14 protein-coding genes and 1 riboswitch are annotated in these 17,273 nt (G+C 53.3%); of the genes, 12 read left to right on the top strand and 2 right to left on the bottom strand.

Annotated features, from left to right (window positions below; all coding sequences use genetic code 11):
* Positions 1 to 256 precede the first annotated feature (256 nt).
* From metA to EPIR_RS15985, 7 genes are all read left to right on the top strand, one after another.
* Positions 257 to 1,186, top strand: a complete 930-nt coding sequence (gene metA / locus EPIR_RS16015; protein WP_023656542.1) for a homoserine O-acetyltransferase MetA — start codon at positions 257 to 259, stop codon at positions 1,184 to 1,186.
* 449 nt (positions 1,187 to 1,635) lie between these two features.
* A complete protein-coding gene (locus EPIR_RS16010; RefSeq protein ID WP_023656541.1) occupies positions 1,636 to 2,697 on the top strand; it encodes an ABC transporter substrate-binding protein in 1,062 nt (353 codons plus the stop codon).
* A gap of 9 nt (positions 2,698 to 2,706) precedes the next feature.
* Complete coding sequence (locus tag EPIR_RS16005; RefSeq protein WP_023656540.1) at positions 2,707 to 3,522, top strand: alkaline phosphatase family protein; 816 nt, start codon at positions 2,707 to 2,709, stop codon at positions 3,520 to 3,522.
* Positions 3,522 to 4,361 (top strand): ABC transporter permease, encoded by an 840-nt coding sequence (locus EPIR_RS16000; protein WP_048697932.1) that lies wholly within the window; start codon positions 3,522 to 3,524, stop codon positions 4,359 to 4,361. The genes EPIR_RS16005 and EPIR_RS16000 overlap by 1 nt, the downstream gene beginning before the upstream one ends.
* Before the next feature lie 14 nt (positions 4,362 to 4,375).
* The gene (locus tag EPIR_RS15995) at positions 4,376 to 5,161 is read left to right on the top strand and encodes an ABC transporter permease (protein ID WP_023656538.1); all 786 of its coding nucleotides are present in this window, start codon (positions 4,376 to 4,378) and stop codon (positions 5,159 to 5,161) included.
* A gap of 2 nt (positions 5,162 to 5,163) precedes the next feature.
* Positions 5,164 to 6,153 carry an ABC transporter ATP-binding protein gene (locus EPIR_RS15990; protein ID WP_023656537.1) on the top strand — a complete coding sequence of 330 codons (990 nt, stop codon included), beginning with the start codon at positions 5,164 to 5,166 and terminating at the stop codon, positions 6,151 to 6,153.
* A 116-nt stretch (positions 6,154 to 6,269) separates the two neighbouring features.
* Entirely contained in the window at positions 6,270 to 7,895 is a 1,626-nt protein-coding gene (locus EPIR_RS15985) for a Na/Pi cotransporter family protein (protein WP_048697890.1), read from the top strand.
* 87 nt (positions 7,896 to 7,982) lie between these two features.
* On the opposite strand, the gene panS is transcribed toward EPIR_RS15985, so the two are convergent.
* Both panS and lysC read right to left on the bottom strand, forming a co-directional pair.
* Positions 7,983 to 8,900, bottom strand: a complete 918-nt coding sequence (panS, locus tag EPIR_RS15980; protein WP_023656535.1) for a ketopantoate/pantoate/pantothenate transporter PanS — start codon at positions 8,898 to 8,900, stop codon at positions 7,983 to 7,985.
* Between the two features lie 56 nt (positions 8,901 to 8,956).
* Entirely contained in the window at positions 8,957 to 10,309 is a 1,353-nt protein-coding gene (gene lysC / locus EPIR_RS15975) for a lysine-sensitive aspartokinase 3 (RefSeq protein WP_023656534.1), read from the bottom strand.
* 93 nt (positions 10,310 to 10,402) lie between these two features.
* A riboswitch (Lysine riboswitch) is annotated at positions 10,403 to 10,592 on the bottom strand.
* Between the two features lie 375 nt (positions 10,593 to 10,967).
* Here lysC and pgi point away from each other — a divergent pair.
* The 5 genes from pgi (at position 10,968) to EPIR_RS15950 (ending at position 17,074) form a co-directional block, all read left to right on the top strand.
* Positions 10,968 to 12,611, top strand: a complete 1,644-nt coding sequence (gene pgi, locus EPIR_RS15970; RefSeq protein ID WP_048697887.1) for a glucose-6-phosphate isomerase — start codon at positions 10,968 to 10,970, stop codon at positions 12,609 to 12,611.
* Between the two features lie 621 nt (positions 12,612 to 13,232).
* Positions 13,233 to 13,505, top strand: a complete 273-nt coding sequence (locus EPIR_RS15965; protein ID WP_023656532.1) for a hypothetical protein — start codon at positions 13,233 to 13,235, stop codon at positions 13,503 to 13,505.
* Between the two features lie 76 nt (positions 13,506 to 13,581).
* Positions 13,582 to 14,226 (top strand): YjbF family lipoprotein, encoded by a 645-nt coding sequence (locus EPIR_RS15960; RefSeq protein ID WP_023656531.1) that lies wholly within the window; start codon positions 13,582 to 13,584, stop codon positions 14,224 to 14,226.
* Complete coding sequence (locus tag EPIR_RS15955) at positions 14,226 to 14,981, top strand: capsule biosynthesis GfcC D2 domain-containing protein (protein ID WP_048697929.1); 756 nt, start codon at positions 14,226 to 14,228, stop codon at positions 14,979 to 14,981. The genes EPIR_RS15960 and EPIR_RS15955 overlap by 1 nt, the downstream gene beginning before the upstream one ends.
* A complete protein-coding gene (locus tag EPIR_RS15950; protein ID WP_023656529.1) occupies positions 14,981 to 17,074 on the top strand; it encodes a YjbH domain-containing protein in 2,094 nt (697 codons plus the stop codon). The genes EPIR_RS15955 and EPIR_RS15950 overlap by 1 nt, the downstream gene beginning before the upstream one ends.
* Positions 17,075 to 17,273: the final 199 nt, after the last annotated feature.

Genomic DNA, 17,273 nt, shown 5'->3' with positions numbered 1-17,273 from the left:
ATAAAGCAAAAGGCCATCCTTCGGGGTGGCCTTTTTGCGTTTCAAGGGTTCACCAAAACCCGCATACTTCCGCACATTTCCCTAATTTTGATGAGAATGATGTAAGCGTCAGATTTTCATGCTCATTCTGTGATCATCTGCGACGTAATGAAACATTTTCAACTATCGGATAAGTACTCGACATTTGCATCACCTGACGTTATTTTAGCTGTCTGGATGTCTAAACGTATAAGCGTATGCAATGAGGAAGTAGGCGATGCCAATCAGGGTACCTGATGAATTACCAGCGGTGAGTTTTTTGCGCAACGAGAATGTCTTTGTGATGACTTCTACGCGAGCAAGCACTCAGATGATCCGACCCTTGAAAGTACTGGTACTTAATCTGATGCCAAAGAAGATCGAAACAGAGAATCAGTTTCTTCGTCTGCTTTCTAACTCGCCGTTGCAGATTGACATCCAGCTTTTGCGTATCGATACGCGCGAATCACGTAATACTCCTTCTGAACATCTCAATAATTTTTATCGTAATTTCGAAGATATTCAGAATGATAACTATGATGGGCTGATAGTCACCGGAGCTCCACTTGGTCTGGTCGACTTCTGCGATGTTGCCTACTGGCCACAAATCCATAAGGTACTACATTGGGCGAAAGAGCACGTGACGTCCACGCTGTTTGTCTGTTGGGCGGTGCAGGCCGCATTGAATATCCTGTATGGCATTCCTAAGCAAACCCGCGATAGCAAGCTGTCTGGCGTATTTGATCACCAAATCTCACATCCTCATGCTCTGCTGACCCGTGGCTTTGATGACACTTTTCTGGCGCCTCACTCACGTTATGCTGACTTCCCTACGGGCATTATCCGTGACTATACTGACCTGGAAATCTTTGCCGAGTCAGAACAAACGGGGGCATACCTGTTCGCCAGCAAGGATAAGCGCCTTGCGTTCGTGACCGGACATCCAGAATATGATGCGTTAACCTTATCGGGTGAATATCACCGTGATTATGAGGCTGGCTTAAATCCAGAAGTACCGTTTAACTATTTCCCGCAAGATAATCCGCAGCTGCCGCCGCGTGCCAGCTGGCGTAGTCACGGTAACCTGCTTTTTTCAAACTGGTTAAATTACTATGTTTATCAGATTACGCCATTCGATCTGCGCCATATGAATCCAACGCTCGATTGATCTCACGCGATTTTCTCGTTTCTATCGTGGCGGATCTTTGATCCTCCACGATCAATATTCGCTAAAAGTTGTATCAGATGGACGTTCAAAGGCCACGGAGCTGTTCTCTTTAATTCTTTAAGAAGCATAATTTTAATTAATCCTGGTTTGCGGCAGCGGTTTAAAAACAGCGACTCATTTTCTGCGACTTTCAGTAAAGTGCAACAGGTAGCTGACTGTTATGCATTCCACTTCTATTGCTTCGAAACCATACAGCTTCAAATAGGTGCAACGCAGCCCTGCAATGAACCGGCAGGGCGCATAGCGTGTAGCCGATGCGTTCTGAGGCCCCTTGCCCGTCCAGCGGCAATCGCGACTGTCATAAAACAGTCATTAGCGCAGGTTAAATTGGCCCGATATTTGCTGTACTTGTCTATAGGCCGTTCAACTTTTAACCTGGAGCATCCGTTATGAAATCGTTGTTTACATCCGTGTTAGCCACGGTCACGACTATGGTTATGCTATTGCCCACCGACAGCCTGGCTGCGAATGCCGATTTAGAACAGGCCGCCCGCGCTGAAGGTCAGGTTAACAGCGTTGGCATGCCAGATAGTTGGGCTAACTGGAAAGACACCTGGAGTGATATCAGCCGTCAATATGGGATTAAGCACAGTGATACCGATATGTCCTCAGCCGAGGAACTGGCGAAGTTTGCTGCCGAGAAAAACTATGCCAGTGCAGATATTGGCGATGTTGGTGCGTCTTTCGGCCCGATAGCGGTGCAGAAAGGATTGGTGCAACCTTATAAACCCACGACCTGGGATCAGATCCCCGACTGGGCGAAAGACAAAGAGGGTTACTGGGCATTAGCCTACACCGGCACCATCGCATTTATTGTCAATAAGGACCAGGTCAAAGACATTCCCCACAGCTGGGCCGATTTAAAAAAAGGCAGCTACGTGGTGACGATTGGTGATGTCAGCGTGGCGGCACAGGCGGCGAATGGCGTACTGGCGGCAAGCTATGCGCTGGGCGGCAGTGAAAAGAACCTGCAACCCGCGCTGGATTTCTTCAGTTCGCTGGCGAAAGCAGGGCGACTCGGACTGACCAACCCGGTCATCGCCAACCTTGAAAAAGGTGAAATTCAGGTGGCGGTAGTGTGGGACTTTAACGGGCTGAACTACCGCGACCAGATTGACCGCAATCGCTTCGAGGTGGTGATCCCGTCTGATGGATCGATTACCTCCGGTTACACCACCCTCATCAATAAATATGCTCAACACCCTAACGCCGCCAAACTGACACGGGAATACATATTCTCCGACGCAGGCCAAATTAACCTTGCCCGAGGCTATGCGCGTCCGATCCGCGCAGAACATCTGACGTTGCCGCAGGATGTGCAGGCTAAATTGCTCCCTGCCGCCGCGTACAAAAATGCCCACCCGATTGCCGATCCGGCTGCCTGGGATAAGGCCGCGAAAACGCTGCCCCGCCTGTGGCAGGAGAACGTTATTTTTAATATGCAGCAATAAGAGCGTGCGATGAAAACGATTCTGGTGGTTCTGGACGGCCTTAACTTTCAGGTCGCGCGCGATGCAATGGGCTACCTGCATGCTGAATGTGCACAGGGGCATGGGCAGTTTTATCAGCTTAGTTGTGAGCTGCCTTCGCTCTCACGCCCGCTGTATGAATGTATTCTTACCGGGGTTACGCCGGTTAAAAGCGGCATTATTCACAATGGCGTCAGCCGCCTAAGTACGCAGCGTAGCATCTTCCATTATGCACGAGAGGGTGGACTGACGACGGCAGCAGCGGCTTATCACTGGGTGAGCGAACTCTACAATCGCTCACCGTTTGATGCGGTGCGCGATCGCCATACCCACGCGCCACAGCTTCCTATCCAGTACGGCCATTTTTATCATGATGACGGCTACCCTGATTCCCATCTGTTTGAAGACGCCGAGAGTCTGCGTATCCACCATCAGCCCGACTTTCTGTTGATCCATCCCATGAATATTGATGATGCCGGGCATCAGCACGGGCTTTGTTCAGCACAATACCGCAACCGGGCGCGCATGGCTGATGGCTGGTTGTCACATTGGATGCCGGGCTGGTTGAAGCAGGGCTATCAGGTGATGGTCACCGCCGATCATGGGATGAATGACGACCGCAGCCACGGCGGCACGTTGCCAGAGGAGACTCTGGTGCCGCTGTTTGTCTTTGGCGAGGTGTTTTCGTTATGTACGGACGCGGCACCGCTGCAAACCGAGCTGTGCGGCACGCTGTGTCAGATCCTGGGCGTGAAGCACGATAAGCCGCTGTGCGCGGCGCTGCTGTCAGCGGAGGCAGCAAGATGATCAGGAGGAAAGGGATTGCGTTGCTGTTTCTACTACCTTTTGCGCTATTTTATCTCGCTTTTCAGTTGGCTCCTCTGGTTTGGATGGTGCTTAACAGCTTTTGGAGTGAAACCTCGGAGGCCTGGGGCTGGGCAAACTACCGGGAAATACTGACGTCGCCGTTTTACCAGCAGGCGATTCGTTTTTCGCTGAATATCGCCTTCTGGTCAAGCCTGTATGGTCTGATTATCGCCCTGCTGGGGGGCTATTCACTGCATCAGGTAGGTGCGGGCAGACTGCATCGCTTTTTGCTCTCTTTCACCAATATGACCAGTAATTTTGCCGGCGTACCGCTGGCGTTTGCTTTTATCATTCTGCTGGGTCTGAACGGCTGTCTGACGCTGTTGATGCGCAAATACGAAATCCTGGAGGGGTTCAGACTCTACTCCAGCGCGGGTCTCATTTTGGTCTACACCTGGTTTCAAATCCCGCTGGGCTTGCTGCTGCTCTATCCGGCATTTGATGGCCTGAAAAAAGAGTGGCAGGAGTCCGCCATGCTGCTGGGAGCCGGGCGCTGGCGTTACGGCTGGCATGTTGCTTTACCGATCCTGACGCCCGCGTTACTGGGTACTTTCGTGATCCTGCTGGCTAATGCTCTTGGTGCTTACGCCACCCTATACGCGTTAACCAGCGGCAACGTTAACGTCGTTCCGGTGCGAATTTCCGCGCTGGTGGCGGGCGATATCAACCTCGATCCGCATATGGCGAGTGCGCTGGCCATGCTGCTGGTGCTGTTGATGACGCTGATTACCGTTATCCATCAGTGGCTGTTGCGCGCCAGCTACGTGAATGTGCGCTAATACGGAGAACAGCGATGTCGCGAAGTGAATACCTGTATCATCGGGTCGTCATCTGGTTAGTGTTGATTATCCTGGCGTTACCGCTGGTGGCAACACTGTTGTATGCGCTGGCCACACGCTGGGGGGCATCCATGCTGCCCGATGGCCTGACGCTAAAATGGATGGTGCAGCTGTGGCACGATCCACGCTTTTTGCTCGCGCTGGGGCGTTCGCTGTTACTCTGTTTTGGTGCCCTGTTGCTATCGCTGTTACTGGTATTACCAACAATGTTTGTGATTGCTTACTACTTCCCCAAGCTCGATGCGGTCATGAATATTCTTATTTTACTGCCGTTTGCCGTCCCGCCGGTTGTCTCATCGGTTGGGCTGTTGCAGCTCTATTCCGCGCCGCCGCTGATGCTGACCGGTACGCCGTGGATACTTATCGGTTGCTATTTCACTCTGGCGCTGCCGTTTATTTATCGCGCAATCGCTAACAACATGCAGGCGATTAATCTGCGCGAACTGGTTGACGCTGCGCACCTGCTGGGAGCCAGCACCTGGCAGGCGGCATGGCTGGTGGTGCTGCCCAATTTACGTAAAGGAGCGACCATTGCTCTGCTGCTGTCGTTCTCATTCCTGATAGGTGAGTTTGTGTTCGCTAACCTGTTGGTCGGCACCCGCTATGAAACCTTACAGGTCTATCTGTATAACGTGCGTAACAGTAGCGGGCATTTCAGTAGTGCGCTGGTTATCGCGTATTTCCTTGTTGTCCTGCTGGTCACCTGGCTGGCGAATACCCTGAACCGCACGAGAGGCTGACGATGTCCTACCTGAATGTGACTCACCTGAATAAAAGCTACGGCCCCACGTCTGTGTTTCAGGATATCGACTTTAGCGCCAGCGAAGGGGAGTTCGTCACTTTGCTAGGCCCCAGCGGCTGCGGCAAATCGACGCTATTACGCTGCATTGCCGGACTGACGTCGGTCGATAGCGGGCAGATTTTACTGCAGGGCAGGGATCTTGTGCCACTCTCACCGCAGCAGCGTGCCATTGGCATGGTATTTCAAAGCTATGCGCTGTTCCCTAACATGACGGTAGAGCGCAACGTGGCTTTCGGCCTGAAGATGCAGAAGCTGCCAGGCGCGGAGATCCAACGGCGCGTGGTGGAGGTACTGGAGCTGGTTGAGCTGAACGATTTCGCCAGACGCTATCCGCACCAGCTCTCTGGTGGTCAGTGCCAGCGTGTGGCACTGGCGCGTTCACTGGTCATGCGCCCGCGCCTGCTGCTACTGGATGAACCGCTGTCGGCGCTGGATGCACGCATTCGCCGTCATCTGCGCGACCAAATCCGCCTTATCCAGCAAGAGCTGAAGCTGACCACGCTGTTCGTGACCCACGACCAGGAAGAAGCGTTAACGCTGTCTGACCGCATTGTCCTGATGAACAAGGGTAAAATCGTCCAAAGCGGCAATGCCGAATCGCTGTACACCGCGCCGGTCGATCTGTTTGCCGCTGGCTTCATTGGCCATTACAACCTGTTAACCGTGCAGCAGGCGATGCGCTTAACCGGTGAATCTTTCCGTTCACAGGTGGCTATCCGTCCGGAATCGTTAAGGCTTTGTCGGCCGGAGCAGGGTATCCCGGCCCAGATCCTCGGCCACAGCCTGCTGGGTAATGTGATCCGTTATCAGGTCAGGGCTCATGAGGTGGAGCTGGCGGTAGACGTGCTTAACCGCGCCGCAGAATATCATGCGGTGGGATCGTGGGTGGGCCTGCTGCTGGATAAACAAACATTGCGAGAAGTTGCGTGATATCACACTGATAAGAAAGATTTTTTAATTTGATCGACTAAACTGAATACGACACGCGCTATCGGTTTTTGCCGCCGCGCATGAATAACGTTTCAGCCGTAGTGAGGTCAATATCGGTGTTAACTCTGCTTAATCTTTTTGCTGCCGTTGCGCTATTGGTATGGGGAACTCATATCGTGCGTACGGGGATCATGCGCGTCTTTGGTGCTGACTTGCGCCGGGTACTGAGCCGCAGCATGGCAAAAAAACCTATGGCGTTTCTGGCAGGTATTGGCGTGACTGCGCTGGTACAAAGCAGTAATGCCACCACCATGCTGGTCACCTCATTTGTGGCGCAGGAACTGGTGGGATTGGCCCCGGCGTTAGTGATTATTCTCGGTGCCGATGTGGGGACTGCGTTGATGGCGCGTATCCTGACGTTCGATCTCTCCTGGCTTTCACCGCTATTTATCTTTTTTGGCGTGATCTTCTTTCTGGGACGTAAACAGGCCCGCGCCGGTCAGTTAGGTCGCACCAGCATTGGCCTGGGGCTAATTCTGCTGGCACTGCAACTGATTGTTGCCGCTGCCACGCCGATCACCCAGGCCGCCGGGGTGAAAGTGCTGTTCTCATCGCTAACCGGGGATGTGATGCTCGACGCCCTGATCGGCGCATTGTTTGCCATTATCAGTTACTCCAGTCTGGCAGCGGTATTGCTGACCGCCACGCTGGCGGCTACCGGGGTGATCTCCTTTAAAGTGGCATTATGTCTGGTGATCGGCGCTAACCTTGGCAGCGGACTGTTGGCGATGCTGAATAACAGCGCCTCTAACGCCGCCGGTAAACGCGTGGCGCTCGGCAGCCTGCTGTTTAAATTTATCGGCTCACTGCTGATCCTGCCGTTTATCGACCTGCTGGCGAACTGGCTGGAGAAACTGCCGGTTAACAATGAAGAGTTAGTGATCTTCTTCCATCTGTTTTATAACCTGATCCGCTGCCTGATTATGGTGCCTTTTGCCGGACCGATGGCCACTCTCTGCCAGCGTCTGATCCGCGATGAAGCGGAAACCGATTTGCGACTGAAACCCCGACACCTGGACAGTGCATCATTGGATACCCCGGCGCTGGCGCTGGCGAATGCGGCTCGCGAAACGCTGCGCATGGGCGATGTACTGGAACAGATGCTGGCGACCTTCAGCAGGGTGGTACATGGCGAGCGGCATGAAGATCGGGAAATACGCAAGCTCGATGATGACGTCGATGTGTTGTATACCGCCATTAAACTCTATCTTGCGCAAATGCCGAAGGAAGATCTGCCGGAAGAGGACTCGCGCCGCTGGGCCGAAACCATTGAAATGGCGCTGAATCTGGAGATGGCCGGGGATATCCTGGAGAGGATGAGCGGAGATGTGGCCGATAAATCGTTGGCGGCAGGGCGTGCCTTTTCGCTGGAGGGCATGCAGGAGCTGGACACGCAGCTGGAGCTGCTCACCAGCCATTTACGCCTCAGCCTGTCGGTGTTTTTATCTCGTGATATCACCAGCGCGAAACGACTGCGCCGCGCCAAACATCGTTTTCGCATCACCAACCGCCGTTATTCGTATGCTCACGTTGAGCGCCTGCACCAGCAAAATGTGCAGAGCATTGAGACCAGTTCGCTGCATTTGGGGCTGCTGGGCGATATGAAGCGTTTGAACTCGCTGTTTTGTGCCGTCGCTTACAGCGTGCTGGAGCAGCCTGATGGAGAACGTGTTGAGGAGTGAGTGGTTACTATCACATTGTTCGCCACAGTACAGCCTGTTTGAGGAAACGTAGGGGGGGTATGGCCCCCCTTCATTAATCGCCTGACGCTATTTTTTCTTCATCACTTTGCCGGACCAGTAACCGGCCAGCAGCGAGCCGGACAGGTTATGCCATACCGAGAATAGAGCGCCCGGCAGGGCAGCCAGCGGCGAGAAATAGAGTTTACCCAGCGTTGCGGCAAGGCCAGAGTTCTGCATCCCCACTTCCAGCGCCAGAGTACGGCAGGTGGATTCATCGAAACCGCACAGTTTGCCGCCCCAGTAGCCGCCCAGTAAACCCAGGGCGTTATGCAGGATCACGGCGGTAATCACCATCACGCCCACCGATCCGATAAAGCTCTGGCTGCCCGCCACCACGGTGCTGATAATCAGCAAAATACAGACCATAGAAAATGCCGGCAGCCAGGGCTCCACGCGTTTTACGGCCTTGTTCAGGGTGTGGTGGATAATCAGGCCGAGACTGATGGGGATCACCACAATTTTCACAATGCTGAGCAGCATACCGACCACATCCACCTGGATATGGGTATCGACATAAAACTTTGTCAGCAGCGGGGTCGCAAACACCCCAACCAGCGCAGAGACGGAAGAGATAGTGACAGAAAGGGCTACATCCCCTTTCGCCAGATAGATCATGACGTTGGAGGCTGTACCGCTGGCGACGCTGCCCACAAGGATCATCCCGACGGACAGGTCCGGGGGCATATGGAACAGCTTTGTGAGGCCCCATGCTGCCAGCGGCATGACTAGGTAATGTAACAATGTTCCGGCGATAACAGGGGCCGGACGAGTCAGAACGCGTTTGAAATCTCCCACGTTCAGCGTCACGCCCATACCAAACATAATCAGCATCAGCAACCAGGGGACATAAGGGCCCATTGCGCTAAAAGTGGCGGGGGTATACCAGGCAACGGCAGAGAGCAGGACTGCCCAAAGGGGAAACAGTCGGGTAACGGCGGCGAGCATAGTCAGACTTCCTTTTTTATACCCAATAAAAAACCGGGCGAGGCCCGGTTTCAGTATCATTCAAAGATATTACGGTGCAGTGTCTGCACGATCTTCTCTGCATCATTACCTGGTACCAGGAAGCAGAGGTTATAGCTGCTTGCGCCGTAACAGATCATACGCAGGTTAAACGGTTCCAGCACGCCGAATACTTCTTTGCCGACGCCACAGGCTCTGGAAAGTTGATTACCAATGATCGCCACCAGCGCCAGGTTCTCTTCCACTTCCACCCGACACAGGGAGGATAGCTCTGTCAGTAGCGCCTGAGTCAACAGGCTGGCGCCGGTCGAGGTCGAACCGGTGGTATCCAGCGTCAGTGCCACGCTCACTTCAGACGTGGTAATCAGGTCTACCGAGATACTGTGACGTGCAAGGATATTAAATACTTCAGCAAGGAAACCGCGTGCGTGCAGCATATTCAGGCTGTGCAGCGTCAGTAGCGTCTGCTTGCGGCGCAGCGCGAGGGCGCGGAACAGCGGCGGATTACGGGTTTCATTACACACCATCGTTCCCCCCGCTGACGGATTTTTGCTGGAGCCGACAAACACCGGGATATCGCTGCGCACCGCGGGCAACAGGGTGGCCGGGTGCAGCACCTTAGCACCGAAGGTCGCCATTTCGGCCGCTTCTTCAAAGGTGATCTCGTCGATACGCTTGGCAGAAGGCACCACGCGTGGGTCGGTGGTGTAAATACCCGGTACATCGGTCCATATATCAATGCGGCTGGCGTGCAGTGCTTCCCCCAGCAGTGCTGCGGTATAGTCACTGCCGCCACGGCCTAACGTGGTGGTACGGCCCTGTGCTTCGCTACCGATAAAGCCCTGGGTCACAATCAGCGCGTCGGAGGTGCGTGGCTTCAGCTGGCTGTTGACCAGATCCTGTAAGGTTGCTGCTTGCGGTTCGGCGCGGCCGAAATGATCGTTGGTACGCATGACTTTACGCACGTCAAACCACTCGGCAGCCACTTCGCGCTGGCGCAGGATTTCAACAAACAGCAGGGTGGACATCAGCTCACCGTGGCTAACCAACTCATCGGTCAATGCGGTTGACGTCGCCAGCGCGGCGCCGTCAGAGAGGGTGCTGATATTTTCGAGAATGCGGTCGATTTCCTCGCGGATCACTTCCGGCTGGTTAAGCGGGTCGATAATCGCGTATTGAATTCGGCGGATTTCATCCAGCAGGGCGGTACGCTGTTCCTGCTGCTGGCCTTCAGCCAGCGCAACCAGCAGATTGGTCACGCCGGCAGACGCGGAGAGAACCACCAGACGGACATCGGGGTTAGACAACACCACATCGGCACTGCGGTTCATAGCGGTATAGTCGGCAACGCTGGTGCCGCCAAATTTCGCCACGATCAGATTTTGAGACATTACGATGACTACCTTCGTGTCAGGATTTATTACATCAGCTTGGCACAAGGGAAGGGCATAACCAGGGGAAGACGTAGAAGAAACGACTACGAGTCACCCAGAAGCGCCCCACCTTGCCGCCCGACTACCGGACGTTGCTGGTGACAACCCAGAGGATTCAGCCCCTGCGGTCGATACGCCCCACTCCGTGTGGTTGATACCTCGGCGTCGCTCCCCCTGATGTGTTATCTCTGGATTCGGTTCCTCCAACACACTGCCTGGGCGACGCGCCTCTTCTGGCTTGCGCACGGGTGCACAAGTTGCGCCATACAAATATCGGGTTATGGCTCTGCTGTCAACGCCTGTCGTTTGATGATTGTTGATTTTTTCCCAGTCGCCTTCAGCATCAGTCTGACTAATCATTTTGGGCGAGAAAATGACCGTTTATACCGGAAGCATCAATTTTATCAGCACGGTTCGGGCTATAATTTTTTGTCCTAACAAGGTATGAATAGTCATACTGAAAAGCTTAGTGGGAACGCCTCTCACCAGCCGAATGCAAAATCGCGATGGGACGATAGCTCTGACCTGTTACAGGAAAAGGGGAGTCAGTGTCCCGTAACGGGTAACATATCGTCCGGTCTGAATGAAAATTCTCAATAAAAAAGAGTGTGTTGCTATGAAAAATACCAATCCGACACAAACCGCTGCCTGGAAGGCACTACAGCAGCATTTTGAGCAGATGAAAGAGGTGCAAATCGCCGATCTGTTCGCCAATGATGCCAACCGGTTTGCTGCCTTCTCTGCAACCTTCGACGATCAGATGCTGGTGGATTACTCGAAAAACCGTATCACCCGTGAAACGCTGGAAAAATTGCAGGCGCTGGCGAAAGAAACCGACTTACAAGGCGCGATCAAATCGATGTTCTCCGGTGAGAAGATCAACCGTACCGAAGATCGTGCGGTACTGCATGTTGCCCTGCGTAACCGCAGCAATACGCCGATTGTAGTGGACGGCAAAGACGTCATGCCAGAGGTGAATGCGGTATTGGCGAAGATGAAGGCGTTCTCTGAGCGCATCATCAGCGGTGAATGGAAAGGTTTCACCGGGAAAGCCATTACCGATGTGGTGAACATTGGTATTGGTGGCTCTGACCTCGGCCCGTTTATGGTGACTGAAGCACTGCGCCCGTATAAAAACCATCTCAAAATGCATTTTGTCTCTAACGTGGATGGTACTCACATTGCTGAAACGTTGAAAATGCTTAGCCCGGAAACCACGCTGTTCCTGGTTGCATCAAAAACGTTCACCACCCAGGAAACCATGACCAATGCTCACAGCGCGCGTGAGTGGTTCCTGACCTCCGGCCAGCAGCAGGATGTGGCGAAGCACTTTGCCGCACTGTCGACGAACGGTAAGGCGGTGAGCGAGTTCGGCATTGATACCGACAACATGTTTGAATTCTGGGACTGGGTCGGTGGACGCTACTCGCTGTGGTCAGCGATTGGCCTGTCTATCGTGCTGTCCATCGGTTTCGAAAACTTTGAGAAACTGCTCAGTGGTGCGCACGCGATGGATCGCCATTTTGCAGATACCCCGGAAGAGAAAAACCTGCCGATACTGCTGGCGCTGATCGGTATCTGGTATAACAACTTCTTTGGGGCAGAGACGGAAGCGATCCTGCCATACGATCAGTATATGCACCGTTTTGCGGCCTATTTCCAGCAGGGCAATATGGAGTCCAACGGTAAATACGTCGATCGTGCCGGCAATCCGGTCTCTTATCAGACCGGCCCCATTATCTGGGGAGAGCCGGGCACTAATGGTCAGCATGCGTTCTACCAACTGATCCATCAGGGCACCAAGCTGATCCCTTGTGACTTTATCGCCCCGGCGGTGTCGCATAACAAGCTGGGCGATCACCACAGCAAGCTGTTGTCGAACTTCTTTGCCCAGACCGAGGCGCTGGCGTTTGGCAAAGCGCGTGAGGTGGTGGAAAAAGAGTTTGCAGACGCCGGGCAGAATGCGCAATCGGTTGAACACATTGTGCCTTACAAAGTGTTCGAAGGTAATCGTCCGACTAACTCGATCCTGCTGCGCGATATCACGCCGTACAGCCTGGGCGCACTGATCGCCCTGTATGAGCATAAGATCTTCACCCAGGGCGCGATCCTCAACATCTTTACCTTCGATCAGTGGGGCGTTGAGCTGGGTAAACAGCTGGCTAGCCGCATTCTGCCTGAATTGGCGGATGCGGCAGACGTCAGCAGCCATGACAGTTCAACTAATGGACTGATTAACCGTTATAAGACCTGGCGGTAATCAACAATACGCTAAACAGGGGGCGTTTTGACCTGCCCCTTTTTATCAGAGCCTCCCTACATGGGGGCTTTTTTATTTTTGGCTATAAACAATATCCGCCGTTAGTAGCCCAATTGACATCGATCCATCGACTTAATGAGCTTTCCCATCGCCATCAAACGCAAAATTTCATCCAAAATATGCTGGAATTATTGGTTGGCAGAGTGAGTGTTTTCCTAAAAAAAGCAAAAAAACGGTGTTTTTAAAATGGGAAATTCTTAAAATTTAACGCTATAGATGGATAAAAAATTCGGTTTTAAATGAATTATCTCTATGAATAATATGTTTTTTTATCAGGGTTAATCGTTGTATTAACGCTGGGGAATTAAAATTTACCTTTAAAATTACTATTAGTTTTTAAAACTAATAAGTTTTGAAATAAGGGAGAAATGATTTACTTTTTATCTTCTTGTTGGATATTTATTTGTTAATTTTGGTCTTTATTGGATTTATATCCATTCACGGGTTATTGCGTCGTGACGGCAAGTCCCCCGCTGCTTTCCTGGAATTAATTTTACATACTGGAGAAGCCAGAAACCATCCCGGTCCTGGTATCCATTCATTTATTGAAGGGAGAATGTAATGAAAAAAGTCTTATGGGCTGCTGCAGCCATAATGTACTTAGCAGGCACCTCTGGCGTTATTGCCGCCGAGCCAGCCGGAGCGGCCGTTGGTAGTACCGCCGGTGGTTCAACCGGTATTGGTGCTGGTGTTGGTGCCGGTGCCATATCGGCCGGGGTCACCACAGCCGTAGGTATCGGCGTGGTTGGCGCTCTGGCGGGTGTTGCCGTGGCCTCGTCCAGCAGTGGCGGTGGTTCTAATACTGTTGTTAACACCGTAGCGCCGACGCCCTAAGTATTTAAAACTAATCATAACCACACTCACGTGTGGTTATTTTTAGCGTTGTTCTCATCTGCCCAAGGACCCACAGTTGCGAAATTTACCCTTGCTGCTGCTTTGCCTGTTGCTCCAGGCCTGTACCCAAACTCAAAAAGGAATGGGTGAAACGTTCAGGCTGGCTTTTTTCGGCGCTGATAATATTCAGATGACTAACGAACAAATACACAATCTGCCGTACGCCAGTATGTATTTGCGGATAAATGGTGGTCAGCAGCTCTTTGTGGTGCTGGGCTACAACGAGAACGGTCAGCAGAAGTGGATCACGCGAGATAAAGCGATGCTGGTGACAGAGCATGGCCGACTGGTGAAAACCTTAGGATTGGCTGAGAACCTCAATCAGGTCAGCAATCTGCAACACGATCCGCTGCGCGATGCTCTGCATCTCACCTCGGGGACGAGCTGGAACCGTATTATCCGCTGGACGGAAAACGGCAAAGTTCGAGCCGACACGGCGGTATCACGCTTTACTCAGCAGCCAGATGAAGTTCTGCCACTAGCGGGTCAGTCGGTAGCGTGCCACGTCTGGCAGGAGGCGGTATCGCTGGCGGAAAATGGCGCATCCTGGCGTAACACCTTCTGGGTAGATATCTCCAGCGGGCAGATACGTCAGTCACAGCAAATACTGGGAGCAGACTCTCTCTCCATCGACGTTACCATCCTGAAGCCTGCAATATGATGAAAAAAAACATAATGTTATTCGCAGGAATAATGGCAGCGCTTTCGCTGCAAACCCAGGCAGACAGCCAGGTGAATATTTTTTATCCCGGACAGAAGCAGCCGCTTGCCATTAATCAGCTGGCGGATCTGGAACAGTTGGTCACTGACCCGTCACTGGCGCAGAAAACCTGGTGGCCGGGAACGGTGATCGGCGAAAAGCGGGCGACGCAAGACGCGGTGCTACAGCAGCAACAACTTCTGGCGCGCTTGCAAACGTGGCGCGATCGGCTGCGTCATGAAGGTGACGACTCACAGGCAGCGGCGGTGGATAACGTCCGTCAGCAGATCGCGGCGCTGAAGGTGACCGGCCGTCAATTCGTTAACTTGGACCCCGACTGGGTGCGGGTAAGGCCGCAGGCTAATCATCGGCTTCAGGGCGAGTACAGCGTCTATACGCTGGCCGAACCGACGTCGATAACGCTGGCGGGTGTCATGGAAAGAACGGGAAAAACGCCGTGGGCTGCGGGACGTTCAGCGGTGGAATATCTTGCGGCACATCCGCTTATGAGCGGGGCCGAACGTAGCATCGCGCTGCTGATCTCTCCCGGTGGTGAAACAAGTGAAATCCCGGTCGCGTACTGGAACCGCCGACATGTTGAGCCGCAGGCGGGCAGTACGTTGTTTATCGGTTTTTCCCCCTGGACGCTCCCGCGCGCCTACGCCGACCTCAACTCGCAGATCGTTTCTGTCCTGACGCACCGGATCCCTGACTGATGAAAAAACGTTATCTTCTCAGCCTGTTGTCGTTCTCCGTTGCCTGTGCCAGTCAGGTTCGGGCTGACATTTATCCCGACCCGATTGGCCCGTCACAGTCTGACTTTGGCGGAGTCGGTTTATTGCAAGTCCCCAGTGCGCGTATGGCGCAAGATGGTGAGTTCAGCGTTAACTATCGCTATAACGATCAGTATCTTTTTTACTCCTCTTCGATGCAGCTTTTTCCGTGGCTGGAAGCCACTATCCGCTATACCGACGTAAAAACCCGCGAGTACAGTGCCAATTCGAGTTTTTCCGGTAGCCAAACCTACAAGGATAAGGCCTTTGACCTGAAGCTGCGGCTTTGGGAAGAGGGGTACTGGTTACCGCAGGTCTCCGTGGGGTCGCGCGACTTGGGCGGTACAGGGCTGTTTGACAGTGAGTATCTGGTGGCCAGCAAAGCCTGGGGGCCGTTTGATTTCACCCTCGGCTTTGGCTGGGGCTATCTTGGTAACAGCGGCACGGTGAAAAATCCGTTCTGCTCGGCTGGGAATAAATATTGCCGCCGCACCAACGGCGGTGGCACTGCCGGTTCCCTGAGCACCAGCGAGATGTTCAAAGGGCCGACGGCATTTTTTGGCGGGATGGAATATCAGACCCCGTGGCAGCCGTTACGCCTGAAGGCGGAATTCGAAGGCAATGACTATCAGGATGACTTTGCTGGTAAACTTAAGCAAAGCAGCAGGGTTAACGTCGGCGCTATTTACCGCCTGACCGACTGGGCAGACGTCAACGTCAGTTACGAGCGTGGTAACACCTTGATGGCAGGTTTCACCCTGCGAACCAACTTTAACGATTTGCATCAAACCCAGATTGATAGCGCTAAACCCCCCTATAATCCGCAGCCGCAGGGCCGCTTCCTTGACCCGACCGTGAGCGCAGAACAACTGTACCAGCTGAAATATCACGCCGGGCTGAATGCGCCGAATATGCAGGTGGATGGCAGTATTCTGTATGTCACCGGAGAACAGGATAAATATCGTGATACCCAGCTCGGCGTGGATCGGGCCAATGAGATTCTGGCGAATCGTCTGCCGGCCGGTATCGATACGCTACGCGTAACCCAGACGCGCAACAATATGCCGCAGGTGACGACGCAAACCGATGTCGCCAGTCTGCAACGTCAGCTCGCGGGTTACCCACTTGGGCACGAAGAGACGTTACAACAGCAGCGTGTTAATCCGATCGAACCGGAGCATGTCGAGCAGGGTGCCCATATTCGCCGTGAGCGCCTTGACTACAATCTGTCACCGGTGCTTAACCAGTCGGTGGGGGGGCCAGAAAGCTTCTACCTCTACCAGGTTGGCGTCATGGCTAACGCCAGCTACTGGCTGACGGATCGTTTGCTGCTGGACGGCAGCCTGTTCGGCAACCTGTCCAATAACTACGACAAATTTAGCTATAACGGTGCGCCGAGTGACTCTACGCTGCCACGGGTGCGTACCCATATTCGCGAATACGTTGAAAATAACGTGTATGTGAATACCTTGCAGGTCAACTATATGCATGAGTTGGGTAACGGGTTCTACGGTCAGTTATACGGCGGCTATCTGGAAACGATGTTCGGCGGGGCCGGTGGCGAAGTGCTGTATCGCCCGCTTGACGCCAGCTGGGCGGTTGGGGTGGATGCTAACTATGTCAGGCAGCGTGACTGGAACAATATGATGAAGTTCACCGACTATCACGCGAAGGTGGGCAATATCACCGGCTACTGGCAGCCCTGGTTTATGCGTAACGTGCTGGTAAAAGCCAGTGCGGGTCAATATCTGGCTGGGGATAAGGGCGTTACCCTGGACGTGTCGAGGCGCTTTGACAGTGGGATTATTGTTGGCGCTTATGCCACCAAAACTAACGTTTCGGCGCAAGAGTACGGCGAAGGAGACTTTACCAAAGGCTTCTATATTTCCGTGCCGCTGGATGTGTTCAGCGTTTCGCCAACTCGAGGACGGGCGCAGGTGAACTGGACGCCGCTGACGCGTGATGGTGGTCAGATGCTGGGCCGTAAATACCAGCTGTATGATATGACCAGCGATCGTGATGCTAGCTACCGATAACGTGGGAGACGGCCTTTTGGCAGGATGCACGCCTGACCGTCAGTCGCTACGGTCAGGCATAAAGGGATGAGCTTATGCGCGCCATTATTCGCGGAGGGGCAGCATAACGCTTGCCGGGATGTCTTGTGATCTGAATCACACTAAAGCATATTGTAATCCGTCGGGAACCCCGACAGATAACAATGACTTTTGAGGTGTA

This window comes from Erwinia piriflorinigrans CFBP 5888 (genome assembly GCF_001050515.1).
GTDB lineage: Bacteria > Pseudomonadota > Gammaproteobacteria > Enterobacterales > Enterobacteriaceae > Erwinia > Erwinia piriflorinigrans.
This window is presented reverse-complemented; position numbering and strand designations above follow the sequence as displayed.

Coding starts and splice junctions, on each gene's coding strand:
- EPIR_RS16010 (WP_023656541.1), top strand. CDS start 1,636: ATGAAATCGTTGTTTACATCCGTGTTAGCCACGGTCACGACTATGGTT.
- EPIR_RS15995 (WP_023656538.1), top strand. CDS start 4,376: ATGTCGCGAAGTGAATACCTGTATCATCGGGTCGTCATCTGGTTAGTG.
- EPIR_RS15955 (WP_048697929.1), top strand. CDS start 14,226: ATGAAAAAAAACATAATGTTATTCGCAGGAATAATGGCAGCGCTTTCG.
- EPIR_RS16005 (WP_023656540.1), top strand. CDS start 2,707: ATGAAAACGATTCTGGTGGTTCTGGACGGCCTTAACTTTCAGGTCGCG.
- panS (WP_023656535.1), bottom strand. CDS start 8,900: ATGCTCGCCGCCGTTACCCGACTGTTTCCCCTTTGGGCAGTCCTGCTC.
- metA (WP_023656542.1), top strand. CDS start 257: ATGCCAATCAGGGTACCTGATGAATTACCAGCGGTGAGTTTTTTGCGC.
- EPIR_RS15990 (WP_023656537.1), top strand. CDS start 5,164: ATGTCCTACCTGAATGTGACTCACCTGAATAAAAGCTACGGCCCCACG.
- pgi (WP_048697887.1), top strand. CDS start 10,968: ATGAAAAATACCAATCCGACACAAACCGCTGCCTGGAAGGCACTACAG.
- EPIR_RS15965 (WP_023656532.1), top strand. CDS start 13,233: ATGAAAAAAGTCTTATGGGCTGCTGCAGCCATAATGTACTTAGCAGGC.
- EPIR_RS15950 (WP_023656529.1), top strand. CDS start 14,981: ATGAAAAAACGTTATCTTCTCAGCCTGTTGTCGTTCTCCGTTGCCTGT.
- lysC (WP_023656534.1), bottom strand. CDS start 10,309: ATGTCTCAAAATCTGATCGTGGCGAAATTTGGCGGCACCAGCGTTGCC.